This window comes from Phenylobacterium sp. LjRoot219 (assembly GCF_964252995.1).
In the GTDB taxonomy this organism is placed as follows: Bacteria; Pseudomonadota; Alphaproteobacteria; order Caulobacterales; family Caulobacteraceae; genus Phenylobacterium.
Genome location: NZ_CAXUQI020000003.1, coordinates 43,172 through 69,965, shown reverse-complemented (window position 1 = coordinate 69,965; position 26,794 = coordinate 43,172). Strand labels below are relative to the sequence as shown.

The 26,794-nt window shown below is 67.8% G+C and carries 27 protein-coding genes; 13 read left to right on the top strand and 14 right to left on the bottom strand.

Translation table 11 applies throughout. The annotated features are described in order from the left end of the window. Positions 1-134 precede the first annotated feature (134 nt). Positions 135-326, top strand: a complete 192-nt coding sequence (locus tag ACSQ14_RS25150; protein WP_436017751.1) for a hypothetical protein — start codon at positions 135-137, stop codon at positions 324-326. Next, on the top strand, positions 305-1,009 hold the full coding sequence (locus ACSQ14_RS25145; protein WP_436017749.1) for a uroporphyrinogen-III synthase: 705 nt from the start codon (positions 305-307) through the stop codon (positions 1,007-1,009). The genes ACSQ14_RS25150 and ACSQ14_RS25145 overlap by 22 nt, the downstream gene beginning before the upstream one ends. A gap of 153 nt (positions 1,010-1,162) precedes the next feature. Here the strand turns inward: ACSQ14_RS25145 and ACSQ14_RS25140 are convergent, their stop codons facing one another. Next, positions 1,163-1,588, bottom strand: coding sequence for a GreA/GreB family elongation factor (locus ACSQ14_RS25140; protein WP_436017747.1), 426 nt, complete (start codon positions 1,586-1,588; stop codon positions 1,163-1,165). A gap of 716 nt (positions 1,589-2,304) precedes the next feature. On the opposite strand from ACSQ14_RS25140, the gene gdhA reads away from it, so the two are divergent. Then, positions 2,305-3,861, top strand: a complete 1,557-nt coding sequence (gene gdhA / locus ACSQ14_RS25135) for an NADP-specific glutamate dehydrogenase (protein ID WP_436017745.1) — start codon at positions 2,305-2,307, stop codon at positions 3,859-3,861. On the opposite strand, the gene ACSQ14_RS25130 is transcribed toward gdhA, so the two are convergent. From ACSQ14_RS25130 to ACSQ14_RS25110, 5 genes are all read right to left on the bottom strand, one after another. Next, the gene (locus tag ACSQ14_RS25130; protein WP_436017743.1) at positions 3,858-4,271 is read right to left on the bottom strand and encodes a GreA/GreB family elongation factor; all 414 of its coding nucleotides are present in this window, start codon (positions 4,269-4,271) and stop codon (positions 3,858-3,860) included. The genes gdhA and ACSQ14_RS25130 overlap by 4 nt on opposite strands. Positions 4,272-4,375: 104 nt before the next feature. Next, positions 4,376-5,032 (bottom strand): hypothetical protein, encoded by a 657-nt coding sequence (locus ACSQ14_RS25125; protein WP_436017741.1) that lies wholly within the window; start codon positions 5,030-5,032, stop codon positions 4,376-4,378. A gap of 35 nt (positions 5,033-5,067) precedes the next feature. Next, the gene (locus ACSQ14_RS25120; protein WP_436017739.1) at positions 5,068-5,733 is read right to left on the bottom strand and encodes a GreA/GreB family elongation factor; all 666 of its coding nucleotides are present in this window, start codon (positions 5,731-5,733) and stop codon (positions 5,068-5,070) included. Next, entirely contained in the window at positions 5,730-5,939 is a 210-nt protein-coding gene (locus ACSQ14_RS25115; protein ID WP_436017737.1) for a hypothetical protein, read from the bottom strand. The genes ACSQ14_RS25120 and ACSQ14_RS25115 overlap by 4 nt, the downstream gene beginning before the upstream one ends. Continuing rightward, the gene (locus ACSQ14_RS25110) at positions 5,914-6,534 is read right to left on the bottom strand and encodes a hypothetical protein (protein WP_436017735.1); all 621 of its coding nucleotides are present in this window, start codon (positions 6,532-6,534) and stop codon (positions 5,914-5,916) included. Before ACSQ14_RS25110 ends, ACSQ14_RS25115 begins: the two co-directional genes overlap by 26 nt. Positions 6,535-7,337: 803 nt before the next feature. Here ACSQ14_RS25110 and ACSQ14_RS25105 point away from each other — a divergent pair. Then, entirely contained in the window at positions 7,338-8,363 is a 1,026-nt protein-coding gene (locus tag ACSQ14_RS25105) for a sensor histidine kinase (RefSeq protein WP_436017733.1), read from the top strand. Between the two features lie 250 nt (positions 8,364-8,613). On the opposite strand, the gene mnhG is transcribed toward ACSQ14_RS25105, so the two are convergent. The 6 genes from mnhG to ACSQ14_RS25075 are packed head-to-tail and all read right to left on the bottom strand — an operon-like array spanning position 8,614 to position 14,572. Further along, positions 8,614-8,982: a monovalent cation/H(+) antiporter subunit G gene (gene mnhG / locus ACSQ14_RS25100; protein ID WP_436017731.1), complete on the bottom strand. Its 369-nt coding sequence runs from the start codon at positions 8,980-8,982 to the stop codon at positions 8,614-8,616. Beyond that, entirely contained in the window at positions 8,979-9,260 is a 282-nt protein-coding gene (locus ACSQ14_RS25095; protein ID WP_436017729.1) for a K+/H+ antiporter subunit F, read from the bottom strand. Before ACSQ14_RS25095 ends, mnhG begins: the two co-directional genes overlap by 4 nt. Then, positions 9,257-9,745, bottom strand: a complete 489-nt coding sequence (locus ACSQ14_RS25090; protein ID WP_436017727.1) for a Na+/H+ antiporter subunit E — start codon at positions 9,743-9,745, stop codon at positions 9,257-9,259. The genes ACSQ14_RS25095 and ACSQ14_RS25090 overlap by 4 nt, the downstream gene beginning before the upstream one ends. Continuing rightward, positions 9,742-11,319 (bottom strand): monovalent cation/H+ antiporter subunit D, encoded by a 1,578-nt coding sequence (locus ACSQ14_RS25085; RefSeq protein WP_436017725.1) that lies wholly within the window; start codon positions 11,317-11,319, stop codon positions 9,742-9,744. Before ACSQ14_RS25085 ends, ACSQ14_RS25090 begins: the two co-directional genes overlap by 4 nt. Further along, positions 11,316-11,657: a Na+/H+ antiporter subunit C gene (locus ACSQ14_RS25080; RefSeq protein WP_436017723.1), complete on the bottom strand. Its 342-nt coding sequence runs from the start codon at positions 11,655-11,657 to the stop codon at positions 11,316-11,318. The genes ACSQ14_RS25085 and ACSQ14_RS25080 overlap by 4 nt, the downstream gene beginning before the upstream one ends. Then, positions 11,657-14,572 (bottom strand): monovalent cation/H+ antiporter subunit A, encoded by a 2,916-nt coding sequence (locus ACSQ14_RS25075; RefSeq protein WP_436017721.1) that lies wholly within the window; start codon positions 14,570-14,572, stop codon positions 11,657-11,659. Before ACSQ14_RS25075 ends, ACSQ14_RS25080 begins: the two co-directional genes overlap by 1 nt. Positions 14,573-14,823: 251 nt before the next feature. On the opposite strand from ACSQ14_RS25075, the gene ACSQ14_RS25070 reads away from it, so the two are divergent. After that, a complete protein-coding gene (locus tag ACSQ14_RS25070) occupies positions 14,824-15,708 on the top strand; it encodes a universal stress protein (protein ID WP_436018128.1) in 885 nt (294 codons plus the stop codon). A gap of 159 nt (positions 15,709-15,867) precedes the next feature. Here the strand turns inward: ACSQ14_RS25070 and ACSQ14_RS25065 are convergent, their stop codons facing one another. Further along, positions 15,868-17,199, bottom strand: a complete 1,332-nt coding sequence (locus tag ACSQ14_RS25065; protein WP_436017719.1) for an MFS transporter — start codon at positions 17,197-17,199, stop codon at positions 15,868-15,870. A gap of 180 nt (positions 17,200-17,379) precedes the next feature. Here ACSQ14_RS25065 and cyoA point away from each other — a divergent pair, with 180 nt between their 5' ends. Genes cyoA through ACSQ14_RS25030 form a run of 7 tightly spaced genes read left to right on the top strand, consistent with a single transcriptional unit; the run spans position 17,380 to position 24,222 of the window. Continuing rightward, positions 17,380-18,540 (top strand): ubiquinol oxidase subunit II, encoded by a 1,161-nt coding sequence (gene cyoA / locus ACSQ14_RS25060; RefSeq protein ID WP_436017717.1) that lies wholly within the window; start codon positions 17,380-17,382, stop codon positions 18,538-18,540. Positions 18,541-18,555: 15 nt separating this feature from the next. Continuing rightward, on the top strand, positions 18,556-20,562 hold the full coding sequence (cyoB, locus tag ACSQ14_RS25055) for a cytochrome o ubiquinol oxidase subunit I (protein WP_436017715.1): 2,007 nt from the start codon (positions 18,556-18,558) through the stop codon (positions 20,560-20,562). 3 nt (positions 20,563-20,565) lie between these two features. Continuing rightward, on the top strand, positions 20,566-21,195 hold the full coding sequence (gene cyoC, locus ACSQ14_RS25050; protein ID WP_436017713.1) for a cytochrome o ubiquinol oxidase subunit III: 630 nt from the start codon (positions 20,566-20,568) through the stop codon (positions 21,193-21,195). Further along, on the top strand, positions 21,192-21,590 hold the full coding sequence (cyoD, locus tag ACSQ14_RS25045) for a cytochrome o ubiquinol oxidase subunit IV (RefSeq protein WP_436017711.1): 399 nt from the start codon (positions 21,192-21,194) through the stop codon (positions 21,588-21,590). The genes cyoC and cyoD overlap by 4 nt, the downstream gene beginning before the upstream one ends. Positions 21,591-21,592: 2 nt before the next feature. Then, positions 21,593-22,354: an SURF1 family protein gene (locus ACSQ14_RS25040; protein ID WP_436017709.1), complete on the top strand. Its 762-nt coding sequence runs from the start codon at positions 21,593-21,595 to the stop codon at positions 22,352-22,354. Continuing rightward, positions 22,351-23,682, top strand: a complete 1,332-nt coding sequence (locus ACSQ14_RS25035; protein WP_436017707.1) for an ATP-binding protein — start codon at positions 22,351-22,353, stop codon at positions 23,680-23,682. Before ACSQ14_RS25040 ends, ACSQ14_RS25035 begins: the two co-directional genes overlap by 4 nt. A gap of 3 nt (positions 23,683-23,685) precedes the next feature. Further along, entirely contained in the window at positions 23,686-24,222 is a 537-nt protein-coding gene (locus tag ACSQ14_RS25030) for a response regulator transcription factor (protein ID WP_436017705.1), read from the top strand. A gap of 125 nt (positions 24,223-24,347) precedes the next feature. Here ACSQ14_RS25030 and ACSQ14_RS25025 read toward each other — a convergent pair whose 3' ends face one another. After that, positions 24,348-25,292 carry a trypsin-like serine peptidase gene (locus ACSQ14_RS25025; protein ID WP_436017703.1) on the bottom strand — a complete coding sequence of 315 codons (945 nt, stop codon included), beginning with the start codon at positions 25,290-25,292 and terminating at the stop codon, positions 24,348-24,350. A 433-nt stretch (positions 25,293-25,725) separates the two neighbouring features. Between ACSQ14_RS25025 and ACSQ14_RS25020 the strand changes: the two genes are divergently transcribed. Then, entirely contained in the window at positions 25,726-26,580 is an 855-nt protein-coding gene (locus ACSQ14_RS25020; RefSeq protein ID WP_436017701.1) for a TauD/TfdA dioxygenase family protein, read from the top strand. Positions 26,581-26,794: the final 214 nt, after the last annotated feature.

The window sequence follows — 26,794 nt, the reverse complement described above, 5'->3', positions numbered from 1 at the left end:
GATCCCCGCAGCCATCGGCTGTCGGGGTTGATTTCAAGCTGAACGGAACGTTGCGGGGCGTCCTTATGCGCCATGCGATTCCGCCTTCCCGCCAGATAGTCGGAGCCGCAGAGCCGCGCCGTTCCGGAGGTGCGATGATCAACCGCTATGGCCGGCACTATATCGTCGGCGACGAGACCGGCCGCCCACGGCCTATTGTCTACCTGCACGCCGGCTGGCGCCTGCGGCGCTTCAGGGGCCGACAGGGCGCGTCACGGCGGCTTCGTGTCGTTCTGCCCGGCGCGCTGACTCTGATTGCGGTCTTGTGGATCGCGGCCCGGCTCTGAGGCGCGCATCGACACCGCGGGCTGAGCACGCCGGGCGTGTCGCCGTGAGGGCGGCCGTCCAGGCCGAAGACGGCCGCTCCGTCCAACCCCCTCCCATTGTCTGGGTGGCGCGTACGGAGCCAGGCGCCAGCCGCACCGCAGCCGTGCTGTCGCGCCTCGGCCATGCTCCCGCGGTGGCGCCCGTCCTGCGGGTCGAGGCCCTGCGCGCGGAGTTGTCGTTCGCCGGCGTGGGGGCGCTGGCGTTCACCAGTCCCAACGGCGTCACAGCCTTCGTCGGCCGGAACGGTTTGCGCGACTTGCCGGTCTACGCCGTCGGAGACGCCACGGCCGAGGCCGCCCGAGCCGTGGGCTTTCACCGCGTTCAGTCCGCCGGCGGCGACGTTCGCGCCCTGGCTGAGCGACGTTCGTTTTATGGAGCCGTTCTGCGCCCTGGCGCACTGGAGCCCGCCGGGGACCTTGTCGGCGCGCTGCGCTTGAAGGGGGTGGAGGCCGTCACCGCAGCCCTTTATCGCACGCGTCCGGTCTTATGGACGAGCGACCGAGGTCCCACCGGGTACGCCCCTGCTGGGCGGCTGCGCTGGTGCATTCGCCCAAGGCGGCCAAACAGCTGGCGGCGCACGCCGGCGGCCTCCCGAAAGGACGGGCCTGCGTGTGCATCTCGCAAGCCGCAGCAAAGCCCTTGATGGCCGCGGGATTCGAACGGGTCTGCGTCTCCGCCCCGCCTGGCGAGCCCGCCTTGCTGGACGCGCTGCGGGACGCGCTCGCCGACAGGAGGAGCGAGTAAGCCGTCGTCGCCGCCCCGCCGACGTGCGTCCCGCCGGGCGGCGGCGCAGGCTTCATGCCCGGCGCTTGCGCACCTGGGGCCGCAGCGGCGGCTCGACCCTGTCGATGCGCAAGGTTCGAACCTCGCCGGCCGGGTCGACCCAGCTGAAGACGTCTCCGGGCCGCAACCCCAGCAGCGCAGCTCCGATGGACGAGGTCACCGGCACGAAGACCGGAGTGGAGGCCTCCTCGGGATAGACCAGATGCACCATCCGCGACTCCCGGCGATCCAGATCGGTGAAGTGAACGCGGGATCCCATCCTCACCAGATCCGCGGGCGCCCGCGTGCGGGGCGACAGGGTGGCGCGGCCGAGTTCGCGCCAGAGCAGCGAGAGGCCAGCCGTCGTGCGCGCGGCGCTGCAGATAATATCCGAGAGATCGGTGTATTCATCGTCCAGAACGACAATGCTGGGATTGTCATTTGATAATTCGCTAAGCATGAAGAACCTCAAGGTGCTTCAATCAAAAGATATTGCGCATTGATGAAATGAGGTACGGCGCCCGCAATTGGCAGGCGCCCGCCTAGGGCCGGACAATGAGTTTTTCGGTCAACAAATGGCGGCAGCTAGTCACATCCATAAGGATAGTAATTGTCGGCGGAGTTTCAAGTCGAGGGCCGGCAAACTGATGGGAGCCAGGCGGCCCGGGATGCCGACGGTGATCTGGCGCGCGCGAGCTCGAGTCGTGGCCGCCGAAGCGGCCTTGAGAGCCATTGACTTCCTACCGGGGATTGCCGAGCCTGGGCTCATGCAGCTCCATGATGGCGCCGCGGGCGATCGCCGCCCCGTCTGTCTCATCCCAGGCTCCTAGCCCTGGTCCGATCCTGGCGACCGCGCCGTTCGGGCCAGGGAACGCCAGCGGCGTCGTCCACGGCCGAACTCGGCCGTTAGGTCACTCACCACGCTTTGCTGAAGCGATCGCGGTGCAACCTCGTGCGCGTTGCCGCTGCGCAGTTGCGAGTGCGCGCGATCGCCCTGGAGCTCACGATGGGCAAGAAGAACCGTTCCGGAAACAGAGAACCCCGCAAGCCTAAGCAACCCAAGGTGGTTCAACGGCAGGCGTCTTCGCTTGCAGATCTCGTGAAACCTCGCGCCTCGACGTCCTCTGGCGCGAAGTAGGCCTCAGGTCTCCTGAGGTCCGGACGCCCCTTCCGGCCTTGCGCCCCCTCGGCCGGGAGGGGCGTCATCCTTTGCGTGCGCAGCCCGCCCCTTCGTCCGGCGTCGGCGCGTCGCCGTCGCGGGCGTCGCGGGATCGAGTTCCAGGGGATCCGCAAATATGGCCGCAGGATGCAGCCATTCTATACTTTGCGTTGCGGCCCGCCGTGTTCGACGTTAGCGGCGGCCAGTCACTCGGAACCAAGCGCATGACCCAGATCGACGAGAAGCTAGAACCCATCCTTGCCGAAGTGGTGCGCCGAAACGCCGGCGAGCCTGAATTCCATCAGGCGGTGCGGGAGGTTCTGGAAAGCCTGGGACGGGTCATCGCCAAGCACCCCGACTATGCGGATGACGCGCTGATCGAGCGCATTTGCGAGCCGGAGCGGCAGATCATCTTCCGGGTGCCGTGGGTGGATGACCGCGGCCAAGTGCAGATCAACAGGGGCTTCCGCGTCCAGTTCAATTCTGCGCTGGGCCCGTACAAGGGCGGGATTAGATTCCATCCTTCGGTGAACGTCGGGATCGTCAAGTTTCTCGGGTTTGAGCAGACCTTCAAGAACGCGCTGACCGGGTTGCCCATCGGCGGGGGCAAGGGCGGATCCGACTTCAACCCGCGTGGGCGTTCCAACGGCGAGGTGATGCGCTTCTGCCAGTCCTTCATGACGGAGCTGCACCGGCATATCGGCGAGTACGTCGACGTGCCGGCCGGCGACATCGGCGTCGGCGCCCGTGAGATCGGCTACATGTTCGGCCAGTACAAGCGCCTCACCAACCGCTACGAGGCCGGCGTCCTCACTGGCAAGGGTCTCGTCTACGGCGGCTCGCGAGCGCGCAAGGAGGCGACCGGCTATGGGGCTGTCTACTTCGTGGATCGGATGCTTGGGACGCGGGGCCGCAGCTTCGATGGGCTGCGCGTCGTGGTCTCCGGCTCCGGCAACGTGGCGATCCACACGATCGAGAAGGTCATCGCCTTCGGCGGACGGGTGATCGCCTGTTCCGACTCCGGCGGATATGTCGTCGACGAAGAGGGCGTCGACCTGGCCTTGCTGCAGGAGATCAAGGAGGTCCGCCGCGAGCGCATCTCCGAGTACGCGCGCCTCAAAGGCGCCGGCGTGACCTATGTCGAAGGCGGCTCCATCTGGGACGTACCCTGCGACATCGCCATGCCGTCGGCGACCCAGAACGAGCTCACCGGCAAGGACGCCAGCACCTTGGCGAGCCACGGCGTCGTGGCGGTCGGCGAGGGGGCGAACATGCCCTGCACGCCGGAAGCCGTGCGCCTGTTCCAGGACGCCGGGGTTCTCTTTGCTCCCGGCAAGGCGGCGAACGCCGGCGGCGTCGCCACCTCGGCGCTGGAGATGCAGCAGAACGCCTCGCGCGACAGCTGGACCTTCGAACAGACCGAAGAGCGGCTGGCGGCGATCATGTGCAATATTCACGACGCCTGCGCGGAGACCGCCGAGGCCTATGGCGCCCCGGACAACTATGTGCTGGGCGCAAACATCGCCGGCTTTGTCCGCGTGGCCGAATCGATGCGCGCTCTGGGCGTTATCTAAACTGCTCGTCGGTCCCCAGGCGCACGATCGGGAGCGGTCACGCTGACCACCAGGATCGTCCGCGGCTTCCCGTCGCCTCCCGTCCAGCTGAACACGTCGCCTGGGCAAAGGCCGATCAGGGCGGCGCCGAGCGGGGAGGCGACGGACACCTTGCGCGCGTCGGGGCCGAACGCGTCATGCGTTGCGAGCGTGATGCGCTGGATTTGATCCGAAAGGAAGTCGACGTACTCCACCGCCGAGCCGAGTCTTGCGAAGCCCCGTGGGAACTCCTCGTCGGACAGGACGATCGCGCGCCTGAGTTCTTCCCGCAGCAATGCGGCGGCCGGCGTGAAATCCTCCCGCGCGATCTCGGCCAGCTCGCCGAGTTCCTTCTCCCGGACGAAGACGGTGGGTTGGGCGTGAGGCTGCAAACAAGGAACTCCTTTCGATTGCGGAGCGACGCCCGTTGGCGGCGTTGCCCCGACATGGGGTTTGCTCTGGCGGCGAGTGAGCCTGCTCGCGTCCTGCGCGCGCCTCAACGCAGTCCGGCGTAGGCCTGAACCCTCCCGAGCAGGCGACGCCACACGTTCTGCGGCGGCGGCGCGAGCGGCTGCTGCAGCCGCGGCGCCGCCGCGGGCGAGAGGCTCAGCTTCCGCTGAAGGTCTGCGGCGACAGCGCGCATCAAGCGTCGGGCCGACGGCGAGGCTGCAAGGCGCGGGTCATCCCAGAGCGTTTCCTGCAGAACCCCCTCGCGGTGGATGAGCTGAGGAAACCGCCGGGCCGCGGAGAATGCGTCCTCCTCGTCGGCCAGGACTCGGGCGATGACCGTCCGGCTCAATTCGCGCGCCGCCTCGTCATCCTCGGGGTCTGGCGGGCCCACCTGAAGACGTAGGGCGAGCCGCTGCGCCGTGGACGGCCGGCTTTCTTCGTCGACGAAGGTCGACCAGTTCGCCAGCGGCGGCCGCCCCCAGGAGACGTCGTCCGCCGCCCGGTCGAGAGCCAGGCTCTTGATCTGCTCGAATGCAATCCCGGAGGCGGACAGCTCCTTGGCCTGGATGCGAAGGCGAGCGATCACGCCGGACCGCCCACGCGAGCCGAACAGATCGACGACTTCGTCTTGAACTTGCACAATCGCCGCCGCGGCCGCGCGCGCGACGACCTCGGCCCCGAGGGCCTCTGTGTGTATCGTCATTGGATCAGCCTCTCGCACGAGCTGGGCGCGCCAAGTCATGCAGCGCCCGGCGGCCAATCGTCCTCGAACGCGCGTTTCACCGAGCGCTGCGACGGCAGGCGCACCACCTTCGGCGAAGGTGTGTCGTCGCCTTCCGGCTCGGATCGGCGCCGCTGGTCCTCGTCCCCAGGCGTTGCGCGGCGGCGCTCCTCGTCAGATGTGTTCATGGGGGTCTCCTTCTCGACGCACCGAAGCTTTGATGAGGCCGGCTTGGTCGGACGCTTCCGCGAGCCGCCAGCGGCCGGCCATTTCACCGCCAGCACCGCCAGGCGATCGATCCCGCCCAGCCGGTCCGGCCAGTCGACGGATTGGCCGGCACGAAGGCCGATCAGGCCGGCCCCAAGGCTGTTCAGCACCGAAAGCCGCCCGCGCAACGGATCAGCTTCAGCTGGCGTGACCAGGCGCACCTGTTCCGGCCGGGTCGTCGTCGATGCGTCGCCACGGATGAATGTGACCCAGGCGCCGAGCCCGACGACGTCGGCCGGAACCTGATCGTCCGGCCGGATCTCCGCCCTTCGGAGCGCATCCAGCAGGGCTCCGGCCGCGCGCGGCGCCGACAGCAGCCCGCGCATCGCGATCTCGTCGAGGAGATCGGCGTCCCGTCGCCGGATCAGCAGGCCCGTGTCCTCGTTTGCCTTCGTCCCGCCGCCCTGGCTGGTCATGTCCGGTATGGCGCGAGACGTGCGCCCTCCAGGCCCTGCAGCAGGGTGGCTGCGCCAGATCTGCCGCCCACCCGCAGCTTCCGTATGGCTTCGGCGACGGCGGCCTTCTCACGCTCCCCCGCCTCGATGACAATTCGCCGAAGCGCATCGAACGCGATCTCCAGATCCTCGATGCGTCGTTCATGGTCGTGCAGGCTGAGCGCCATTGCGGATCTCCTGTTTGGGGTGGGCAAGGTTGGTGAAGGCCAGCAGCAGGCGCCCCGCGTTTGGTGGCGAAAGCTCGACAGCCCGGCTCTCGAGCCGGGCGGCGCAGGCGAGCATGGACGCACGCACCGAAGGCTCCGCCGCCAGGCCGGGGTGGTCCCACAACGCGCGGTTCAGGCCGGCCGCGGAGACCAGCCGCGCGGCCACCTCGTCCGGATCGCCGGCTCTTCGCCGAGCGCTGCGGCGTTCCTCCCGAGCCGCGGCGCCGGCGATCAGTTCGCCGTTGTGGTCGCGTCCGGCGGCCAGCACCTGCATTCTGAGCGAAAGCTGCGCAAGCGGGTCCGGCGCGCGCAGAAGGCACCGCAATTCCAGTGCCCGGCAGCTCCTCTCGCCGTGGTCCGCGGCGGCCGCCAGCGCGTGCCGGAGAAGCTGCTCGTATCCGGACGGCGAGAGCGCGAGCCTGCGAGCCTTGCGCCGCAGCCGCTGGGCGACGCTGATCGGCGGCAGCCGGCGGGCGAGATCCAGCCGTTGATGATGAGCGTCGGCCAAGGCGCGTGAGACCCACGCCTTGACGTGGTGTTGGAGCGGGAGGTCCATGCTGGTCCAATCGAGGTGGTCGCGAGACGCGCCAGGACGACCTGGCGCCGGCTCGGCGGCTACCGACGTGGTGGGGAATGGATGGGCTTGTCGTGACCCGAAGACGGGTCCCCCGAGCTCGCGCTCTGCGCGTTAAGCTCGGGGAGGCTAGCCTTCGACGCGCTGTCCCGCGCGGTCAAGAAGGCCGAAATGGGCTCGGCGCATCCACATAGCAAGGCAGAGATTGGTCTTGTTGTCGGGGAAGTCAATGCCGCCGCCGCCGGGCCGTCGTCGCCCGCGAACCTTTTGACGCGTCCGCGGTTCTTCTTCCTTTCATCCGTCCTGACGCGCATGGATGCGGTCGGTGTGTTCACGGACGGGTCGGCGTGTTCAATGAGGAGGCCGTGCCTACACCCCCGAAGAGTCGGCGTCATGGTTGCAGATCGACCCCCGGACCGGCCATGAGTTCGCCCTCCGCGTCGCTCAGGGCGCGATCGCCCTGTCGAACCCGGCGAGGCTGGCGCGATCCTGAGGAAGGCTTTGGGGATGATGAAGCGGACGGCCGCCGCAGAGGTGACGTGCAGGGCTGCTCAGTCGACGAAGAGCTGGAGCAGAGTTTCCCAGCAAGCGACCCGCCATCCTGGACTTTGGGGCGGTCTCGCACCAGCTCGTAGCGTGCGGATTGCGCGCGCGTGGCGCTCGCACAGGGGCCCTCGTCTAGGGTTAGGACGCCAGGTCTTTGGAGCGGGGCCGCATGCCGGAGGGACGATGGAGAGCGGTGTGACCCGGCTGAACGCAAGCGGGTCCGGACTCGTTTCGCCAGCATGGAACGGGACAGGAGCCTGAACTCCGCATCCGGGGCGGCCGAGGCGGAACTCCAGTTCCGCGCTATGGCTGATTTCCTGCCGCAGCTCGTCTGGCTGACGGACCAGCACGGCGGCACGGTCTGGTACAATCGCCGCTGGCACGAGTTCACCGGCGCGACCCTGGAGGAGATGGAGGGCTGGGGCTGGACGACGGCGGTGCATCCTGACCATGCGGTGCGGGTCACCGAAGGCTTCCGTCGCGCCTGGGACGCAGGCGCCGATTGGGAGGACACCTATCCGCTTCGTCGGTTCGACGGAGAATATCGCTGGTTCCTGTCGAGAGCCGCGCCCCTTCGGAACGAAGAGGGACGGCTGATCCGCTGGTTCGGGACGAACACCGACATCACTGACCGCATCGAAGCCGAGCGGCTGCAGGAGCTGCTCACGCAGGAGATCAGTCATCGCGTGAAGAACAACCTCGCCCTGATCTCAAGCCTGCTGACGATGCAGGCGCGGGAGGTCGAGGGGGCGGCGCGCGAAGCCATCCGTGAAGCCGCGCTTCGCGTGAGCACCGTCGCCCAGTTGTACGATCTGTTCTGGCGCAGCACGGCCGCGGAAACCATCGACCTGTCCCAACTCCTCGGCGAACTCTGCCATGGATTGCAGGAAACCTGGCCGGTCCACCCCCTGAGGTGCGAAGCGGAGCCCATCGAGGTTCATGTAAGCAAGGCGATCCCCCTGGCGCTGATCGTGAACGAGCTTGTCACCAACGCCTTCAAACACGCCTACGGTGATACGGAAGGAGGAGAGGTTCGGGTCAGACTAAGGATGACGCCCTCGGGCGAGCTTCGCCTCGAGGTCCGGGATTTCGGTCGCGGCTTGCCGCAGGATTTCGATCTTGCAGATGCTCAGGACAGTCTTGGAATGAGGGTGCTCATCGCCTTGGCGCGTCAGCTCAAGGGAAGTTTGCAGATCGAGAGCGTCGCGCCGGGCGCGTGCTTCGTCCTGCAGGCGCCGAGCGACGCCGTTGTCGAGACCACTTGAGGCAGGACGGTGAGAGGCGCGGCAGCAGTTCAAGCGCATCGCTAACGCCGGTTACGGGACGTTCGACGAGGTGACCTTCGCCGCCTCTCTCTCTCGCGCGCGCGCGGAGTGCCGTGAGGGCGTTCGAGCCTTCGCCGAGAAGCGTCCCCCGGAGTGGGTTCCGACCGCGCTTCGCTCACAAGGTCGCGTCTAGCGGGCGCGCGCGCCTGTCTATTTCAGCCCGGCAGGAACAGCTCTTCGACCCCTAAGGCTATTGGCGGTCACGGACTCCATCGCGCATCTCTCCCATCGGCACGTCGGCGCCCTCGAAGCGGTCGCGGGCCAGGGCGGCGCGCACCACGAGCATCAGGCTGATCGGCGTCGTCAGGGTGAGGAAGACCGCGATCAGGATCTCGTGGAAGACGACCTGGCCGCGGGACACCGAGAAGAACAGGATCGAGCTGCAGAGGATCAGGAACATCCCCATGCTGGCGCCCAGCGTCGGGGGGTGGACGCGCTGGTAGAAGGACTTGAGGCGGACCAGGCCGATCGCCCCGGCCAGGGTCAGAAGCGCCCCGGCGAGCAGCGTGGCGGCCACCACGATCGCGATCGGCAAGGGAATGTCGGCCGCGTGGTTCATTCGATCACCTCGCCGCGCATCAGGAACTTGGCCAGGGCCACGGTGCTCGCGAAGCCCAGCAGGGCGATGATCGCGCTGGCTTCGAAGTAGAGCGTGCTGCCGGTGCGCATGCCTAGGGTGATCAGCAGCAGCATTCCGGCGACGTACAGGGCGTCCAGGGCGACGACGCGATCCTGGGCGCGAGGGCCGCGGATGATCCGGAACATGCACAGCCCCATGGCGGTCGCGAGCAGCAGCTGCGCTGCCGAGATGGCCGTCGCCAGGATCTGGGCGCTCATTCGAATATCTCCCTCAAGGGACGCTCGTACCGCTCGGTGATCGTCCGGATCCACGCCGTCTCGTCGATCAGGTCGAAGACATGGATGAGGAGCACGTTGTCCCGCGAGCGGTAGCTCATCCAGATCGTGCCGGGCGTGGAGGTGATGATGCAGGCGAGGACCGCCAGGCCATAGGGATTGGTCAGTTGTAGCGGGATGCTGACGAATCCGGAGGTGACCTTGCTGGTCCTGCCGCTGAGCAGGACCCACAGCAGGGCGAGATTGGACCGGACGATGTCGCCGAAGACGCGGACGGCGAGACGCAGAAGCAGGCCCCGGCGGCGGATTCGAAGGGGCGGCGGGTCGAGCCTGACGAACAGGAATCCGGCCGCCGCTGCAAGCGCCGCGGCCAGCACCAGGTGCCCGGGCGCCAAGCTCTGGTTGAGCACGAGCCAGGTGGCGAACACGAACAGGCTCATGGCCGGATAGGGCAGCCAGCGTCTCATGTCCCGCTCCCGCGGAGCACCGGCTCGATGTAGCGTGCGGGCTCGAGCGCCTGGTCGGCCGCCCGCCTGAGGAACGCCAGGGGCGGCTCGACGGCGAGGGTCAGGACCAGGCAGGCCAGGAGCAGGGCCGCCACCGGCGCGGCCTCCACCAGTCGGATGGTCGGCGGGACGCGCCGCGGCTCGGCCCACCAGATCTGAACGCCCGCCCGGGTCAGCGCCAGGAGCGCGAAGAAGCTGGAGGCGATCAACAGGCTCGCCAGCACGGCCGCAGCGGCGGGCGTCGGGCCAGCCGGGCCCTGCAGCAGCGGCTGTAGCATCGCGACCTTGGCGAGATAGCCGGGCAGGGGCGGTATCCCGGCGATCAGCAGGGTGCAGATGAGAAAGCCCGCGCTGAGCACGCCGATGGGTGCGGGGATCACGACGGCCGTCTCGTCCTCCTCCGTGAAGGCGTCCTCCGTCTCGGGATCGTAGGCCTCGAGCAGCGAAGGTTCCTCGAATTCGTCGCCGCCGTCGGGTCCGATCAGTCCGCTCAGCAGGTAGAGCGCCGCCGCGCCTAGGGTGGAGACGACCATGTAGAACAGCGCGCCGGCGAGAACCGCAGGGTTGCGGAACACGATCGCCGCGAGCAGGACGCCCGCCGAGACGAGGACGCTGTAGCCGGTGAGGCGGCCAAGGTCCCGGGCGGCGAGCATGCCGGCGATCCCGACGATGATCGTGGTCGCGCCGGCCAGGAACAGCCAAAGGTCGCCGAAGCCGGCCGAGGCGGCGGCCCCGGCGCTGAAGCAGAGCAGCCCCAGGCGCATGATCGCGTAGACGCCGACCTTGGTCATGATCGCGAACATCGCCGCGGCCGCCGGAACCGCGGCGTCGTAGGTGCGCGGCAGCCAGAACCCCAGCGGCCAGGCGGCCGCCTTGACGAGGAAGGCGACGCCGAGGATCGCCGCGCCGACCTGGAAAAGGCTGCGCGTCTGGGCCGGCAGCGTCGCGACCTGCTCGGCGAGCACCGCCATGTTCAAGGTTCCGGTGACGCCGAAGATGAGGCTGACCCCGATCAGGAAGAGCAGCGACGCCGCCAGATTGATGACGATGTAATGCAGGCCCGCGACCACCCGCTTGGCGCCCGATCCATGCAGCAGCAGGCCATAGGAGGCGGCGAGGAGGATCTCGAAGAAGACGAATAGGTTGAACAGGTCTCCCGTCAGGAAGGCGCCGTTCAGGCCCATCAGCAGGAATTGCGAGAGCGCGAGGTAGTAGGGGCCGAGGCGCGACCAGCGGCTGAAGGCGTAGAGGGTGTTGACGAGCCCTAGCACCGCGGCGAGCAGCATCATGACCGCGGCCAGGCGGTCCGCGACCAGGACGATGGCGACCGTGGTCGGCCAGTCGCCGAGCCGGTAGACCAGGGTTAGCCCGCTTCCGCGATCCGTCGCCGCCGCCAGGGCGGCGGCGACGGCGAGCAGCGCCAGGCTGGCGGCGATCGCCAGAGCGCCGCTCAGCCTCTGACGCGGAATCAGCAGCAGGGCGGCGGCCGCGGCCAACGGGATCAGGATCGGCGCTATGATCAGGTGCGCGGTCACGACTCGTCCGCCTGTCCGTCGACGTGGTCGCCGCCGCTGAAGCCGCGCGCCGCCAGGATCACCACCAGCAGCAAGGCGGTCGTGGCGAAGCTGATCACGATGGCGGTTAGGACGAGCGCCTGGGGCAGCGGATCCGCGTAGTCGGCCAGGCCGCCTGAGGCGCCTTTGAGGATGGGCTCCGCGCCCGTCCGAAGACCACCCGTGGAGAAGATGAACAGGTTCACGGCATAGGACACGAGGGTCAGTCCCATGACGACCTGGAAGGTGCGAGGGCGCAGCAACAGCCAGATCCCGCAGGTTGTCAGCACCCCGATGGCGGCGGCGAGCACGATCTCCATCATGGGTCTCCGGGACTGAGTTCCCGATCCGTCGGAGACGGCTGGGAGCGCGGTCGCCGAAGCGACTGATGGGCGATCGCCGTCAGGATCAGGGTGGTCGCGCCCACCACCAGGATCAGAACCCCCAAGTCGAAGAGCATGGCGGTCGCCGCGGGCATGCGTCCCAGCGGACCGAAGTCCAGATAGGTCGAGAAGGAGGTCAGGAAGGGGTATCCGAACGCCCATGAGCCGACGCCGGTCCCCAGGGCGGTCAATAGGCCGAGCGCGATCCAGCGGACCGGCGCGACCCGCACCCGCCCCTCCACCCAGCGCACGCCGTTGGCCATGTACAGCAGGATCAGCGCCACGGCCGCCGTGAGGCCCGCGGAGAACCCGCCGCCGGGCAGGTCATGGCCGCGCAGAAAGAGGTGGACGGCGAACAGCAAGATCACCGGCACCATCAGCTGGATGATCAGGCCCGGCACCCGCAGGTACTCGGCCGCCGTATGCCCCCGCCCGCGTTCCTGGCGCTCCTCGTCCATGGCGTCCTGGACGCGTCGCTGCGCCGGGGGGGTCAGGCTTTCCTGGCTCGGCCGGAAACGGCGCAGCAGCGCGAACACGCTCAAGGCGACGATCGCCAGCACGGTGATCTCGCCGAAAGTGTCGAACCCGCGGAAGTCCACCAGAATGACGTTGACCACGTTGTGGCCGCCGCCTTCGACATAGGCGCGGGCGAGGAAGAACTCCGAGATGGAGTCGTCCACCGGGTGCGTCATCACCGCGTAGGCGAGGCCCGCCATGCCGAGGCCCGCGAGCAGGGCGATCAGCGCGTCCCGCCAGCGCCTGAGCTTTATCAGCAGGGGTCTTGGCTCGTCGATCCTGATGCGGGGCGGGAGCCAGCGCAGCCCGAGCAGCAGCAGGATGGTGGTGACCACTTCGACCAGCAGCTGGGTGGTCGCCAGGTCCGGGGCCGAGAGCCAGACGAAGCTGATGCAGGAGATCAGTCCGGCGCCGGCGACCAGGATCAGCGCGGCGAGCCTGTGGAACTTTGCGGCTGCGGCGCCGGCAAGGGCGCAGGCGCCGCCGATCGTCCACAGGATGGCGAAGGCGGGATCGATGCTCGAAACCGCGGCGTCCGTGTGACCAAGGTGCGCGCCGCCCAGGGCCAGAGCCGCAGCCGCCAGCGTGGCGACCAGGATGAGCATAAGTTGCGGCTGCAGCCGCCCCTCCGGGAACCGGCGTTCCGCCCAGGCGGGCAGGGTGTCGCTGACGAACTGCAGGATGTGGTCGAACACCAGCTTGGCGTTGATGCGCTGGAACGGTGGCCGGCGCATCGCCAGCAGGCGACGGCGGAAAACAACGTAAAGCGTGGCTCCGGATCCGAGCGCGACGAGGCTCATCGCCAGCGCCGGGGTGAACCCGTGCCAGACCGCCAAGGTGAATGCGGGAACGCTGTCCCCCAGGACCGAGCCTGCGGCCCGGTGGAGGAAGGGCCCGATGGTCGCCCCCGGGAGCACGCCCACCAGAACGCAGATCAGCGCCAGCAGGGCGATCGGAGCCACCATCCAGACCGGCGGCTCGTGGGGACGCCGCGGCAGGTCGTCCGGCGCAGGCCCGAAGAACGCCCCGGCCACGAAGCGCAGGGAATAGACGACCGAAAAGGCGGCCGCCACGACGGCCAGGGTGGTGGGCGCAACGTCAATGGCGAGGCCGCGTCGGGCGGCCAGCGTCTCTTCGAAGAACATCTCCTTGGAGAGGAAGCCGTTCAGCAGCGGCACGCCCGCCATCGCGCCGGCGGCGATGGCCGCCAGGGCCGTGGTGACTGGCATGTAGCGCACGAGTCCGCGCAGCCGGCGAAGGTCGCGGGTCCCGGTCTCGTGGTCCACGGCCCCCGCCGCCATGAACAGCGACGCCTTGAAGATGGCGTGGTTGGCGATGTGGAAGATGGCCGCCACACAGGCGAGGGGGCTGTTGAGGCCGAGCAGGAAGGTGATCAGGCCGAGGTGGCTGATGGTGGAGTAGGCCAGCGCGCCCTTGAGGTCGTTCTGGAACATCGCCAGGAAGGCGCCGAGCGCGAGGGTGATGATCCCCGCGCTGGTGACGATCCAGAACCACGCCTCCGTGCCGGAGAGCACAGGCCACAGGACCACGAGCAGGAAGACCCCCGCTTTGACCATGGTGGCCGAGTGAAGATAGGCCGACACCGGGGTCGGCGCGGCCATCGCCTGCGGCAGCCAGAAGTGGAAGGGGACCTGAGCGCTCTTTGAGAAGGCGCCCAGGAGCACCAGCACCAGCGTCGGCAGGTAGGTTGGGCTTGCGCGGATCGCGTCCCCGGACGCGAGGATCGCGTCGAGGTCGGTGCTGCCGGCGATCTGGGCGATCAGCAGCAGGCCGGCGAGCAGGCAAAGTCCCCCGGCCGACGTCACGGTCAGCGCGGTGCGCGCGCCTTCCCGCGCGGCCGCCCCATGATGCCAGTAACCGATGAGCAGAAAGGACAGGATGCTCGTCATTTCCCAGAAAATGATGAGCTGGATGACGTCGCCCGAAAGCGCGAGGCCGATCATCGAGCCCGCGAAGGCGAGCAGCAGCGAGTAGAAGCGCGGCACTGGGTCGGCGGGAGACATGTAGTAGCGGGCGTAGACGCTGACCATCAGCCCGATGCCGCAGACGAGGATCAGGAACATCCAGCTGAAGCCGTCGACGCGGAGGCTGAACTGCAGGCCGAGGCTGGGGGACCAGGGCGCGGTAAACGCCAGCGGGGCGTCCGCCGTGATCAGCCCGGAGAGCGCGATGACGATCGCGAGGCTCGCGGCCATGGCGGCCACGCCGAGGGTGGCGGCGAGGTTGCGGGCGTGCGGTCGCAGGAAGGCGGCGGTCAGGCTCGCGGCGAAGGGGATGGCGAGCACCAGGACAAGCGCGGCTTCGGCGCCGAACATCGAACGGTCGTCTCCTGGGGCTGCCGTGGTCCGGCCGGGCGGGCCGTCTGAGCTTCATCCTTCCGTTTCCGCGCCGACGGTTCAAGCCGTAGCTGCGGCGTTCAGAAAGAAATATCAGAGAAAGTCGCAATCTTTCGACCTTGTGATGCCCGGCGGTCGTTGACGAACGTAAAAGATATACTAGGTCAATGTTTTCCGACGGATGCGTCGGCAAGGCTCAGCTTCTGAAGAGGAGAGTGAGTTTGCCCGAGGTGAACTGGCCGGCGACGCCGCCGAAGAAAATCCTTTTTGCGACTGATCTTACCGGCCTGAGCGATCGTGCGCTCGACCGCGCCGCCCAGCTTGCCAACGCCTGGGGGGCGGAGCTCCTGGTCGTGCACGCCATAGAGGGCCCGGGCCTTGGCCTGCCGGACCACGACGCGCTTCCCTCCTGGAGGCGGGCTCCGCCGACAGCCTCGTTTCTTGAACAGCAGATCAAGGATGATGTGCGCGGCCTGTGCCCGCGGTTTGAAGTCCACGTCGAGCGCGGCCCGGCCGTAAAGGTGGTCCTGGACGCGGTCGAGCGCGAGATGTGCGACCTGGTGGTGCTGGGGGTTGGACGGCACAGGCCGCTCGGGGGCCTGGGGCGAACCATCGAGGAGCTGTTCCGCCGCTCGCCCGTGTCGGTCCTGGTCGCAAAGCGGCGGGCGAACGGTCCGTACCGCCACGTGCTCGTCGGCACGGACTTCTCCGAGGAGGCCAGGTATGGCCTCGAAGCTGCGATGGCGCTCTTCCCCGAAGCGAGCTTTGCGCTCATGCATGCCTACGAGATGCCCTACCGGGCCCTCTTGTCGGACAGCCAGCTCGGTCGGGACTTCGGCCAGATGGAGAAGGACACGATCCGCACCTTCCTCGACGGTGCGAGCCTCCCCGACGCGAAGCGCGCCCAGATCGAAGTCCTCATCGAGCATGGACCGCCCGAGGCGATGCTCGGAACCTATGTGCTGGAGAGGGGCGCGGACCTGACGGTGATCGGCGCCTACGAGCGCAGCCGGCTTTTCCACCTGGTCATCCGGGGGAAGGGGCCGCGGATCGTCGAATCCACCCCCAGCGACGTGCTGGTCGTCAGGGCGGAACGTCCAATCGAGCAGGATTAGCCGGGGCGAACGCGATTTCTGAGCGCGCGCGGCGGCTCATGAGCCGGCGCTCGCTGAGAGCCGCCAGCGCGTTCAAAAGCCACGCGGTCCACTGCGATGATGCCCGAATGGTTCGTGGTCTGTGGGTCCAAGGTTCACTCCGTATCTGTCGCGTCGTGCTCAGGGCTTCGCCCGCCTGGCCTCCCGGTTGAGCCAAAGTGCGACCAGTGTCGCGAGCGCGCCCGAGAGCAGGTAGGCGCCCGAGGCGATCAGGTCGAACCGGGTGGAGAGGACGAGGGCCGCCAGCGGCGCGAAGCCGGCGCCGAACAGCCAGGCGAGGTCGGAGGTCAGCGCCGAGGCGGTGTAGCGATTGGCCGGCGAGAAGCTCGAGGCCACCGCGCCAGAGGCCTGGCCGAACGATAGACCGAGCAGCAGGAAGCCGGAGATCATGAACATCGCCTCGCCGGCCGGACCACCGTCGAGCAGGTGTGGAGCGAAGCCGCTGAAGGCGGCGATCCCGGCGGCGGTGGCCGCCAGGAGGGCGCGGCGCCCGTAGCGGTCGGCGAGCATGCCGGAGCCGAGGATCGCCGCCACGCCGACCAGGGCTCCCAGAAGCTCGATCATCAGGAAGCGGCCGGGCGGCTCGCGGGTGAACAGGAACACCCACGACAGCGGGAAGACCGTGACCATGTGGAACATGGCGAAGGAGGCGAGGGGAGCGAAGGCGCCGATGACGATCTTCCAGCCCTCTTCACGGATCGCCTGGCGCACCGGGGTGGGCCTGAGCTCCGTGGTGGCGAACAGCATCTGGAAGGCGGGCGTGACGACGATCCGCAGGCGCGCAAACAACGCCACGACGTTGATCGCAAAGGCGACGAAGAACGGATAGCGCCAGCCCCAGTCGAGGAAGTCGTCGGCCGACAGCACGTCGAGGAAGTAGGCGAAAAGGGCGCTGGCCACGATCAGGCCGATCGGCGCGCCGAGCTGCGGGATCATGGCGTACCAGCCGCGCCGGTTGGGCGGAGCGCTGAGCGCCAGCAGCGACGGCATTCCGTCCCAGGCGCCGCCGAGCGCGAGACCCTGGCCGATGCGGAAGAGGGCGAGCAGCACCGCCGACCAGGCGCCGATCTGGGCGTAGCCCGGCAGGAAGGCCACCGCCACGGTCGAGATGCCGAGCAGCAGGAGCGCGGCGGTCAGCTTGGTCCCGCGGCCGAAGCGTCGGTCGATGGCGATGAACAGGGCGGTGCCGAACGGCCGGGCGATGAAGGCCAGCGCAAATACAGCGAACGATAAGAGCGTCCCGCCCAACGCCCCGGCGTAGGGGAACACCAGCCTGGGGAACACCAGCACCGAGGCGATGGCGTAGACGAAGAAATCGAAGAACTCCGACGTTCGGCCGATGATGACGCCAATGGCGATCTCGCCGGCGTCGACCTTGCCGTGGCGGGCGGTCACGGCGGCGGCGTCGCGCTCCAGGGTTTCCGACGACGGCGTGGCGCTGTGGGCGGACATGGTCTGGGTGGCTCTCTCGATGGCTCGTGAGGCCGCGAGGCCTCGTTGAGGGTCATTGGCGTCAACTGGCGGCGCGCGGGGATTGGACCGATTGTCCAATGTCCCCCCTTCCCACGGTCACCTAGGGGTCTGGCCAAGGCGGCCTCTGCCGTCTTTCGGCAACCTCAGGACCTGTGACCGTTGCGCCTGCGTCCCCTTTCCCTCGTCCCGCTGCTGCTTGGCCTGAGCGCGTGCAGCTTCGTGGTGCTCGATCCGGCCGGCGACGTCGCCGCCCAGCAGCGCGATCTGCTGGTCGTCTCGACGCTGCTGATGCTGCTGATCATCGTGCCGGTGATGGCGCTGACGGTGTTCTTCGCCTGGCGCTACCGCGCCTCGAACAAGTCCGCCCGCTACGAGCCGGAGTGGGATCACTCGACTCATCTGGAGCTGGTGATCTGGGCCGCGCCGCTTTTGATCATCATCTGTCTGGGCGCGCTGACCTGGGCCGGCACGCACCTGCTTGACCCCTACCGGCCGCTGGCGCGCATCAAGCCGGGGCATGACGCCGCCGCCTCGGCCGAGCCGCTGCAGGTCAATGTCGTCGCGCTCGACTGGAAGTGGCTGTTCATCTACCCGCAATACGGGGTGGCCACGGTCAACGAGCTGGCCGCGCCGGTCGACCGGCCGATCCGCTTCCACATCACCGCGTCCTCGGTGATGAACTCCTTCTACATCCCCGCGCTGGCCGGTCAGGTCTACGCCATGCCCGGCATGGAGACGAACCTGCACGGGGTGATCAACCATGCGGGCGTCTACCAGGGCTTCTCGGCCAACTACTCCGGCGACGGCTTCTCCAACATGCGCTTCGCCTTCCACGGGCTGGATCAGGCGGGCTTCGACCGCTGGATCGCCCAGGCGCGCGAGGGCCGGACGCTCGATCGCGCGCGCTACCTCGAACTCGAACGGCCGAGCGAGAAGGTCCCGGTGATGCGCTTCGGCCAGGTCGACGCAGGCCTCTGGCAGGCCATCGTCGGCCTCTGCGTCGAGCCCGGGAAGATGTGCATGGGCGAGATGATGGCCATCGACCGCCGCGGCGGCCTGGGCCTCAAGGCCGTGCACAACACCGCGCCGCTCGCCTACGACAAGCATGCCCGGCGTGGCTCCGCGGTGTTCGGCGTGGACGACGCCTTCGTGCTGGCGCTGTGCAGGCCCCAGGACGCGCCGCCGAAGGCCGGCAAGGCCGCCGAGGATCGGGCGCCGGCCTTCAGCGCGCCCACGCTGGGCGCTGGCCTCTCCCGCATCTCCGCCCTCGAGCGGTTCGATCTGGGCGCGCTCGCCCCGGCCGCCGCCCCGAACAGCTGACGGTCCTTTGAAGCCATGGCCATCGCCGAAACTCCCGTGTCCCCGCTCCTCGGCCGCCTGACCTGGTCGGCCCTGCCGTTGCACGAGCCGATCCTGGTCGGCACCTTTGCGGTCGTCGCCCTGGGCGGCCTCGCCACCCTGGCGCTGCTGACCAGGTTCAAGCTCTGGGGCTATCTGTGGCGCGAGTGGTTCACGACCGTCGACCACAAGAAGATCGGCATCATGTACATGGTGCTGGGGATCGTCATGCTGCTGCGCGGCTTCGCCGACGCGGTGATGATGCGGCTGCAGCAGGCGATGGCCTTCGGCGGCTCCGAGGGCTACCTCAACGCCCACCACTACGATCAGATCTTCACCGCCCATGGCGTGATCATGATCTTCTTCGTGGCGATGCCGCTGGTCACCGGGCTGATGAACTACGTCGTCCCGCTGCAGATCGGCGCGCGCGACGTGTCCTTCCCGTTCCTCAACAACTTCAGCTTCTGGATGACGACCGCCGGGGCGGTGCTGGTGATGATCTCGCTGTTCATCGGCGAGTTCGCGCGCACCGGCTGGCTGGCCTATCCGCCGCTGTCAGGCATCGGCTACAGCCCCGGCGTCGGCGTCGACTACTACATCTGGGCGCTGCAGGTGGCTGGCGTCGGGACGACCTTGTCCGGCATCAACCTGATCGCGACGATCGTAAAAATGCGCGCGCCCGGCATGTCGCTGATGAAGATGCCGGTGTTCACCTGGACCTCGCTGTGCACCAACGTGCTGATCGTGGCGTCCTTCCCGGTGCTGACCGCGGTGCTGGCCCTGCTGTCGGCCGACCGCTATCTCGGCTTCAACTTCTTCACGAACGACTTCGGGGGCAACCCGATGATGTACGTGAACCTGATCTGGATCTGGGGCCACCCGGAAGTCTACATCCTGATCCTGCCGCTGTTCGGCGTCTTCTCAGAAGTCACCTCGACGTTCTCCGGCAAGAAGCTCTTCGGCTACACCTCGATGGTCTATGCGACGGTGGTCATCACCATCTTGTCTTACCTCGTGTGGCTGCACCACTTCTTCACCATGGGCTCGGGCGCCAGCGTGAACTCGTTCTTCGGGATCACGACCATGATCATCTCGATCCCTACGGGTGCGAAGATCTTCAACTGGCTCTTCACCATGTACCGCGGCCGCATCCGCTTCGAGCTACCGATGAAGTGGACGGTCGCCTTCATGCTGACCTTCGTCGTCGGCGGCATGACCGGGGTGCTTTTGGCGGTGCCGCCGGCGGACTTTGTCCTGCACAACAGCCTGTCCCTGATCGCCCACTTCCATAACGTGATCATCGGCGGCGTGCTCTACGGCCTGTTCGCCGGCATCAACTACTGGTTCCCCAAGGCCTTCGGCTTCAAGCTCGACGAGAAGTGGGGCGAGATCAGTTTCTGGTCCTGGGTAGTCGGCTTCTTCCTGGCCTTCATGCCGCTCTACGTGCTGGGCTTGATGGGCGTGACCCGGCGGGTGCGGGTGTTCGACGACCCGTCGCTGCAGATCTGGTTCGTCATCGCCGGGATCGGCGCGGCGTTGATCGCCGTCGGGATCGTGGCCTTCCTGATCCAGATCGGCGTCAGCATCAAAAACCGCGAGCGCCTGCGTGACACGACCGGCGACCCGTGGGACGGCCGTACCCTGGAGTGGGCCACCTCCTCGCCGCCGCCGGCCTACAACTTCGCCTTCACCCCGCTGATCCACGACAACGACGCCTGGTGGGATATGAAGCGTCGCGGCTATCAGCGTCCGGTCTCCGGCTTCCGCCCGATCCACATGCCGCGGAACACCGGCACGGGGGTGATCATCGCCGGCTTGAGCATCACGCTCTCCTTCGGCCTGATCTGGTACATCTGGTGGCTGGCGGCGCTGAGCTTCGCAAGCATCGTCGTGACCGCCATCGCCCACACCTTCAACTACGACCTCGGCTACGAAATCCCGGCCGAGGAGGTGCGCGCCGTCGAAGGCGAGCGCACCCGCGAGCTGGCCTCGGCCGGAGCCTGACCAATGAACGCAACGACCCTCGAGCCCGCCGACCGCGCGCCGGTCTTCCACCCGCGGGACGAGCCGCACCACCCGGAAGGCTCCAGCACCCTGTTGGGCTTCTGGCTCTACCTGATGAGCGACTGCCTCATCTTCGCGATGCTGTTTGCGGCCTTCGGCGTGCTCGGCGGCTCCTATGCCGCGGGACCGGCGCCGAAGGACCTGTTCGAGCTGCCGCTGGTGGCCCTGAACACCGCCTTCCTGCTGGTCTCGTCGCTGACCTACGGCCTGGCCATGCTGGCGATGGAGAAGGGCGAACAGGCCCGGACCCTGGCCTGGCTGGCGGTCACCGGTCTGTTCGGCCTCAGCTTCCTGACCGTCGAGCTTTACGAGTTCGCCCACCTGATCCACCTGGGCGCGACGCCGCAGCGCAGCGCCTTCCTGTCCTCCTTCTTCACCCTGGTTGGCACGCACGGGCTGCACGTCGCCTTCGGCCTGATCTGGCTGGCGACCCTGATGATCCAGGTCCATCGGCGCGGCCTGATCGCCGCCAACTGCCGGCGGCTGATGTGCCTGTCGATGTTCTGGCACTTCCTCGACGTCATCTGGATCGGCGTCTTCACCTTCGTTTATCTGCTGGGAGTGCTGCGATGAGCGCCGCGACCCACGCGCACGACGCTGCGCACGGCCACACCGCTGGGCATGATCACGACCACGGCCACGCCGCCCCGCACGGCTCGCTGAAGAGCTATCTGATCGGCTTTGCGCTCTCGGTCCTGCTGACCGCGGTCCCGTTTGGCCTGGTGATGGCCGGCGTGCTTTCGCCGGCGGTCACCGGCTACCTGGTGGTCGCCTTCGCCGCTGTGCAGATCGTGGTCCACATGATCTTCTTCCTGCACATGAACGCCAAGTCGGAAGGCGGCTGGACCATGCTGGCGCTGATCTTCACCGTGGTGATCATGGCGATCGTGCTCTCGGGCTCGTTGTGGGTGATGCACCACCTGAACACCAACATGATGCCGATCCACGACATGAGCGACATGCCCTGACCATGGCCCTGACCTCCGCCGCGACGTCGCGGCGCGACACGCCTCGAACCGCCGGCGCCGCCGGCATGACCGCGGGGGCGACGCTCATTGCGGTCATGCTGTTTGCGGTCTTCGTCGCGCTCGGCCTCTGGCAGCTGCAACGCCTCGCCTGGAAGACCGAGCTGATCGAGCGGGTGGAGGCGCGGATCCACGCCGCGCCGGTCCCCGCCCCAGGGCCGGCGCAGTGGCCGGCCGTCACGCGCAGCGCCGACGAGTACCGCCGGCTCCGCGTGCGCGGCGTCTTCCTGACGGGCCAGGACACCTACGTTCAGGCGGTCACAGGGCTGGGCGCCGGCTACTGGCTGCTGACCCCGCTGCGCACGGACGGCGGCTTCATCGTGCTGGTGAACCGCGGCTTCGTGCCGCCGGACCAGCGGTCGTCGGCAGCCGTGCGCCCGCAGAACGGCGAGCAGCAGGTCACCGGCCTGCTGCGGATCACCGAGCCGCACGGGGGCTTCCTGCGCGCCAACGAGGCGGCGGCCGACCGCTGGCGCTCGCGCGACGTGGCGGCGATCGCCGAGCGCCGCGGATTGGGCGAGGCGGCGCCCTACTTCATCGACGCCGAGGCGAACGGGGCGGCGAGCGGCTGGCCGCGGGCCGGGTTGACCGTGGTGCGCTTTTCGAACAGCCATCTCATCTACGCAGCCACCTGGTTCTGCCTGGCGCTGGCCAGCGTCGTGGGCTGGCGCATCGTGCTGCGCCAAGGGTGGGGAGGCGGCCAGTGACCTCCTCTTTCCCGGCGATCATCCGCCTGTTCGGCGTCGACGACCGGCGCGATCGGGCGCGCACGCCGGAGAGCGCCAACCAGCGCAACATGATGCTGCTGATCCAGCTGCGCTGGCTGGCGGTGGCGGGGCAGCTGGTGACGATCGTGGTCGTCGAGTGGGGGATGGGGCTGCGGCTGCCGGTCTGGTGGCTGCTGCTCGCCCCGGCTCTGCTGGCCGTGGTCAATCTCGCGAGCGCCGTGCTGCTGCAGCGCCGTCGGCCGATCGTCTCTGACGCGCAGCTGTTCGCCGCCCTGCTGCTCGACGTCGCGGCGCTGACCTGGCAGCTCTACTGGAGCGGCGGCGCGACCAACCCGTTCGCCGGCCTCTTCCTGATGCATGTGGTGCTGGGCGCGGTGCTGCTGACGCCGCGCAACGCCTGGCTGCTGATCGGCGTCACCACCGCATGCTTTGCGGTCCTGGGCCTCGTCTACCGACCGCTGGTGCTCCCGGGGACGGGCGAAGGCATGCTGCTGGACCTGTATCTGCAGGGCAGTTTGGTCTGTTTCGCGCTCACCGCGGTGCTGCTGGTGTTGTTCGTCACCCGGATTAATAGCAACCTGAAGGCTCGCGACGCCTATCTGGCGGACCTGCGGCAGCAGGCGGCTGAGCAGGGCCACATCGTGCGCATGGGCCTGCTCGCCTCGGGGGCGGCGCACGAGCTCGGCACCCCGCTCGCCTCGCTGTCGGTGATCCTCAGCGACTGGCGGCGGATGCCCGCCTTCGACGATCCGGAGCTGGCTCACGACATGGCGCAGATGCAGGCTGAGGTGGAGCGCTGCAAGGCGATCGTCACCGGCATCCTGATGTCGGCCGGCGAGGCCCGCGGCGAGGCGCCGGTGCGTACGACGGTCCGCGCCTTCCTGGCCGACACCGCCGCCGAGTGGGAGGCCAACCATCCCGGCGTGGTGATCGAGCGCCGCGACGGCCTGGCCCGTGATCCTGCGATCATCTCCGATTCGGCGCTTCGACAGGTGTTCAGCGCCCTGTTCGATAACGCTCTGGAAGCCGGGGCGCGCCGCATTGAACTCTGGACCAGCCTGGCGGACGGAACCTTGGTGATCATCGTGGCCGATGACGGCCGTGGGTTCGATCCCCAGATATTGGAACGGCTCGGGCAACCGTATCAGTCGACCAAGGGCCGACCCGGAGCCGGCTTGGGCCTGTTCCTGCTGGTCAATGTGCTGCGCACCCTGGGCGGCGCCGTGGAGGCGACGGGCCGGCCCGGCGGGGGCGCGGAGCTGCGCCTCACCCTGCCGCTGGCGGCCCTGGCCGCAAAGGAGATCTGAGCCGTGGCCGACGCCCGCCCGACCTTGCTGATCGTCGAAGACGACGCCTCGTTCGCCGCGACGCTGCGCCGGTCGTTCGAGCGGCGGGGCTACCAGGTGATGTCCGCCGCCAACCATGAGGAGCTGGCGGCGCTGCTGGAGACCTGCCGGCCAAGCCGCGCCGTGGTCGACCTCAAGCTCGCCGGCGCGTCGGGCCTGGCCTGCGTGCAGACCTTGCACGCCGCCGATCCGACGATCCGGATCGTTGTGCTGACCGGCTTCGCCAGCATCGCCACCGCCGTGGAGGCGATCAAACTGGGCGCCCGCCATTACCTCGCAAAGCCCGCGAGCACTGACGACATTGAAGCGGCGTTCGAGCGCGACGCGGGCGATCCGGAGATTGCGCTCGCGGCTCGGCCGACCTCGATCAAGACGCTCGAATGGGAGCGCATCCACGAGACTCTGGCCGACGCCGACTTCAACATCTCCGAGACCGCGCGTCGCCTCGGCATGCACCGGCGCACGCTGGCGCGAAAGCTGGCCAAGCGGCGCGTGACCTGAAGCGACCAGAGCCGAACAGGCCGTGTCGTTGGCCACACGCATCGCGGCTAAGCTCAACGACGCACGGAGCCGCGCGCATCGTTCGTAACAGAGAAGCCTCTACGGCCGGTCCCGTTGACCCGGCGTCAGACCGCTTGCCGATCGTGACCGCTTGAGAATAGCTCCGCTGAGTCAGCCCAGGCGCGGATCTGCTCGGCAAGCAGTTGGACAAGTCGTGAAACTTGGACCCGAAGCGGAGCGACGGCGCGCCGGACGCGCTCTGCGACCCTCCGCCAGGCGCTCTGCGGCTCAGTGCTGTAATTCACAGGCTGTGCAGTGCGGACCAGCTCTGGAGGGGTCGGGTCCGCCGCGGGCGGCGGCGGGCGCGGTCCGCCGGAGAGCATGTCGACTGTCTCGACGATGTACTTCGCGTGGATCACGATCCCGATCTCCAGGCGCTCACGGTCAAGCTCGACTTGCTGGATGAGCATGCCGGCGATCGGCGGGCGCGGCGCGCTGTCCGAGGTTTTGGCGAGTCGCGACGTCAGGAAAACGGGGCCGCCGGAGTTTCCGGGAAAGACCGAGAAATCGAGAAGGAAGGTCGGCGAACGACTCGGCGCGATGGGAAACGACGCGACCCGCCCAGCTCGCAAGATCGGGAAGCCGGCCGCGTTTGCGGCCAAGCCGCGCGGGTAGCCGAGGACCAGGAGTTCGTCGCCGGCCGTCAGGTTCCGTTCCACCCAGGCGTCGTCGGCGGCCAGGTAGCTTTGTGGGATCGCCGCACGTGCAAAGGCGGGTGGCGCTTGGATTGTAATGGCGGCGATGTCGTGCCGTGGATGTTTGGTCCAAAGCGGCGCGCCGTTGTTTTCTCGGATCGCCAGCTCAGCTGGGGTGTATGTCCACCCTCCATCGCCGTCGATGGATCGGAAGCCGATCCGGGCCTGCCTCGCCTTCATGTCCTCCAGCACATGATTTGCCGTGACGAGAATTGTGCGGGGCGATCCATCCGCCTTATTCGCCGAAATCAGAAATCCAGTGCCGGCGACGCGGCGTCCGCTATCGTTGTTCTGTTCGATTTGAACAGTGGCCATAATCAGATCTATCGGGGAGTCCAGCAAAGTCCTGATCTCGAAAAAGCACTTGATTGTTTTGACATCAATATGGGTGATCTTGTCCCTGTTTCAGCTTTCGAGGGGGTAACATTTGCGCGAAGAGCCTGCGGGGGGGCCGCCTGCGCTGCGGAGCAGCAGCCTCCGCAAAAGGCTGGCTTCCGCTCTGCTGCGCCAGGCGCGAGCGCCGCCATCCATGTTGTGCCGAGTCCGGCGAGCCGGCTCAGGGACCCAACGGACCAAAGTAGCGGGCGCAGTTGCAGGCCACCAATGGAAGCGGATCGGCAGGGAGAAAAGCAGCGCGACTATAACCGGAGGTTATCGAAGGCGCCACGAGCCGGCATTAGACATCATTCTTAGTGTCCCTAAGCTGGTGACAAGCAGCGCGAGATCCCGCCCTCTCCAAGGAGCGCTCATGGCCACGACCGTCGCCCAACCCACCTTCACGCGCTTTTCCGTGGAGCCGCTGACGCCGAGGATCGGCGCCGAGCTGCACGGGATCGACCTGGTCCGACAGTTGCCGGACGAGACGATCGCCGAAATTCGCCGAGCGCTGTTGACCTACAAGGTGATCTTCTTCCGCGACCAGGACATCACTCAGGAGCAGCACATCGCATTTGCCCGCCGTTTCGGCGATCTCGAGGTGCATCCGATGACGCCTGCAGATCAGCCGAACCCTGAGGTCTTCCACCTGAAGGCCGGCCCCCAGGGCGGACGGGGCGCCGACATGTGGCACTCCGACGTCACCTGGCGTGAGGCGCCGTCGCTGGGCTCCGTCCTGCGCGGCCGCATCATCCCCGAGGTTGGCGGGGACACCCTGTTCGCGGACATGGTCGCCGCCTACGAAGGCCTCTCGCCGGCCATGAAGGCATGGGTCTCCACCTTGACCGCCGTGCATGACGGCGGCGTCTTCGCCACGCTGCAGGGGCGTCCGGTGTCGGATTTCCACGCGAAATTCCCCCCGCAGGAACACCCCGTCGTGCGCACGCATCCCGAGACAGGGGAGCAGGCGCTCTACGTCAACGTCAGCTTCACGACCCACATCAAAGGGCTGAGCAGGAGGGAAAGCGCTTGGCTCCTGGAGCATCTGTTCGCCCAGGCGGCCATTCCGGAATACCAGTGCCGCTTCCGATGGCGGAAGAATTCGGTGGCCTTCTGGGACAATCGCGCCTGCCAGCACTACGCCGCGGGTGACTATTTCCCAGCGATGCGAGAAATGGAGCGGGTAACGATTGTAGGCAATCGGCCGTTTTTCCGCGCGGAAGGATGACCTGACGCCGAAAGTGGCCGGTGAGCGGCGTGTCTACGCCGGTTAGAGATGTCGCGATCGGCGCCGGATAGAAATGTCAGGGCAGGGGCGTTCGGGGTCGGCCGACGGGCGGGCGCGCAGCCCTCAACCCGCGCAGCGGCCGACCGCCCGGCCGGCGCACGGGAGACGATGACGGCGGGTTTTCCGAAGCGCGCCGGCAGGCGCGCGAGGCACG

What these genes read in the sequence shown, in the direction of transcription:
- ACSQ14_RS25150 (WP_436017751.1), top strand. Translation starts at nt 135, where the DNA reads ATGATCAACCGCTATGGCCGGCACTATATCGTCGGCGACGAGACCGGC.
- ACSQ14_RS25140 (WP_436017747.1), bottom strand. Translation starts at nt 1,588, where the DNA reads ATGCTTAGCGAATTATCAAATGACAATCCCAGCATTGTCGTTCTGGAC.
- ACSQ14_RS25125 (WP_436017741.1), bottom strand. Translation starts at nt 5,032, where the DNA reads ATGACGATACACACAGAGGCCCTCGGGGCCGAGGTCGTCGCGCGCGCG.
- ACSQ14_RS25120 (WP_436017739.1), bottom strand. Translation starts at nt 5,733, where the DNA reads ATGACCAGCCAGGGCGGCGGGACGAAGGCAAACGAGGACACGGGCCTG.
- ACSQ14_RS25115 (WP_436017737.1), bottom strand. Translation starts at nt 5,939, where the DNA reads ATGGCGCTCAGCCTGCACGACCATGAACGACGCATCGAGGATCTGGAG.
- ACSQ14_RS25110 (WP_436017735.1), bottom strand. Translation starts at nt 6,534, where the DNA reads ATGGACCTCCCGCTCCAACACCACGTCAAGGCGTGGGTCTCACGCGCC.
- ACSQ14_RS25105 (WP_436017733.1), top strand. Translation starts at nt 7,338, where the DNA reads ATGGAACGGGACAGGAGCCTGAACTCCGCATCCGGGGCGGCCGAGGCG.
- mnhG (WP_436017731.1), bottom strand. Translation starts at nt 8,982, where the DNA reads ATGAACCACGCGGCCGACATTCCCTTGCCGATCGCGATCGTGGTGGCC.
- ACSQ14_RS25095 (WP_436017729.1), bottom strand. Translation starts at nt 9,260, where the DNA reads ATGAGCGCCCAGATCCTGGCGACGGCCATCTCGGCAGCGCAGCTGCTG.
- ACSQ14_RS25090 (WP_436017727.1), bottom strand. Translation starts at nt 9,745, where the DNA reads ATGAGACGCTGGCTGCCCTATCCGGCCATGAGCCTGTTCGTGTTCGCC.
- ACSQ14_RS25080 (WP_436017723.1), bottom strand. Translation starts at nt 11,657, where the DNA reads ATGGAGATCGTGCTCGCCGCCGCCATCGGGGTGCTGACAACCTGCGGG.
- ACSQ14_RS25075 (WP_436017721.1), bottom strand. Translation starts at nt 14,572, where the DNA reads ATGTTCGGCGCCGAAGCCGCGCTTGTCCTGGTGCTCGCCATCCCCTTC.
- ACSQ14_RS25065 (WP_436017719.1), bottom strand. Translation starts at nt 17,199, where the DNA reads ATGTCCGCCCACAGCGCCACGCCGTCGTCGGAAACCCTGGAGCGCGAC.
- cyoB (WP_436017715.1), top strand. Translation starts at nt 18,556, where the DNA reads ATGGCCATCGCCGAAACTCCCGTGTCCCCGCTCCTCGGCCGCCTGACC.
- cyoC (WP_436017713.1), top strand. Translation starts at nt 20,566, where the DNA reads ATGAACGCAACGACCCTCGAGCCCGCCGACCGCGCGCCGGTCTTCCAC.
- cyoD (WP_436017711.1), top strand. Translation starts at nt 21,192, where the DNA reads ATGAGCGCCGCGACCCACGCGCACGACGCTGCGCACGGCCACACCGCT.
- ACSQ14_RS25040 (WP_436017709.1), top strand. Translation starts at nt 21,593, where the DNA reads ATGGCCCTGACCTCCGCCGCGACGTCGCGGCGCGACACGCCTCGAACC.
- ACSQ14_RS25025 (WP_436017703.1), bottom strand. Translation starts at nt 25,292, where the DNA reads ATGGCCACTGTTCAAATCGAACAGAACAACGATAGCGGACGCCGCGTC.
- ACSQ14_RS25020 (WP_436017701.1), top strand. Translation starts at nt 25,726, where the DNA reads ATGGCCACGACCGTCGCCCAACCCACCTTCACGCGCTTTTCCGTGGAG.